Genomic DNA, 1,665 nt, shown 5'->3' on the forward strand with positions numbered 1-1,665 from the left:
CCTCGAAGATCCGCGCCACCACGGCGCCGCCGGCCACCGACGTGCGCTCGTCGGGCTTGAGGACGACCGCGTTGCCCAGCGCGAGCGCGGGCGCCACCGCCCGCATCCCCAGCACCAGCGGGAAGTTCCACGGGCTGATCACGCCGACCACGCCGATCGGCACGCGCCGCGCGAAGCTGCGCGCGTCGTCCGACGAGGGCAGCAGCACGCCGTGCGGCTGGGTCGGCAGCGCCGAGGCGACCCAGAGCTCGTCGAGCACCGAGCGGATCTCGAAGGCCGCTTTCGCCCTCGTGGCACCGCCTTCGCGCACGATCCACCCGGCGACCTCGCCGGAGTGCCGCTCGAGCACCAGCGCGGCGCGCCGCAGCACCTCGGCCCGGTCCGCGGCGGGCAGCGCGGCCCACGAGGGCTGCGCCTGCTTCGCGGCCGCGGCCGCGGCGCGCACGGTGCCGGGAGTGGCGAGACCCATGGTCGCCAGGCGCTTGCCCGTGGCGGGTTCCAGCACGTCCAGCGTCCCGCCCGCCGCGTCCCGCCAGGCGCCGTCGAACACCCGGCCGGCGATCTCCGCCGGGTCGACCAGCTCGTCCATCACATCTCCTCGTGGTCAGCGGGGCGGCACGTGCGCCGAGACGGGCACGTCCACCAGCAGGGGCCCGTCGCGGTGGGCGGCCTTCGCGACGATCTCGGCCAGGTCGTCGCGGTGCCCGGCCCGTGTCGCCGGGACGCCGAAGAACGCGGCGGCGGCGGTGAAGTCGAGCCGCGACGGCGCCAGGTCGAGGCCGAGGTAGCGGCCGGTGGCGGCGGACCGGCCGCCCCACCCGTCGAGGGTCTCCTTGAGGGTGCGGTACTCGCCGTTGTTCATCACGAGGAACGTCACCGGCACCTGGTGCCGCGCGGCGTTCCACAGGCCCTGCAGGCCGAACAGCGTGCAGCCGTCGCCGAGCACCGCCACGACGGGCGTGCCCGGTGCGCCCAGCGCCGTGCCGACCGCCATGCCGATCCCCGAGCCCAGGCCGCCGCCGACGGTGTGCACGAGTGATCCCGGCCGGTCGAGCCGCAGCAGCCGCCGCAGCAGGACGCCGGTCGTGATCGCCTCCTCGACGAGGACGGCGTCGTCCGGCAGCCCGTCCGCCACGGCCAGCGCGGCGGCCAGCGGGTGCATCGGCGCGGCCGGTTCGGCGGCGAGCGCCTCGTTCCGGGCGAGCTCCCGCCGCGCCGCGTGCCGCCGCCCGGCCTCCGCGGTCCGCTGCTGCGCCCCGGTCACCTTGCCGCGCAACGACATCGCGAGCACGTCCAGGGTGGACCGGAGGTCACCGGTCAGGCCGCACGCGACCGCGAAGGTGCGGCCGAGCTCGGCCGGGTCGGTGTCGAGCTGGACCACGGTCGTGCCGGGCGGGATCGCCGGGCCCGGCGTGTAGTGGTGCGCCATGAACGCGTGGCACCCGACGACCAGCACGACGTCGTGCGGTGCCAGGGCTTCCCGGATCGCGGCGTGGGTGGGGGCGAGCGCCCCGGCGTGCAGCGGGTGGGTCCCGGGGAAGTCCACGCCGTCGTGCATCGGCTGGTGGAACACGGTGGCGCCCAACGCCTCGGCGACCGCGACCAGCTCCGCCACCGCGCCGTCGCGGCCCACGCCGTCGCCGGCGACGACGGCCGGGGAGGAGG

The 1,665-nt window shown here is 76.9% G+C and carries 2 protein-coding genes; both read right to left on the minus strand.

All coding sequences use genetic code 11. The features are described from left to right. Nucleotides 1–589: aldehyde dehydrogenase family protein (locus tag ACFWGZ_RS40865; protein WP_382456953.1), on the minus strand; the 589-nt coding region annotated here is incomplete at its 3' end. 15 nt (nucleotides 590–604) lie between these two features. Next, on the minus strand, nucleotides 605–1,665 hold a 1,061-nt coding region (locus tag ACFWGZ_RS40870; protein ID WP_382456954.1), incomplete at its 5' end, for a thiamine pyrophosphate-dependent enzyme.

The organism is Lentzea sp. NPDC060358, assembly GCF_042725365.1.
Taxonomy (GTDB): Bacteria; Actinomycetota; Actinomycetes; order Mycobacteriales; family Pseudonocardiaceae; genus Lentzea.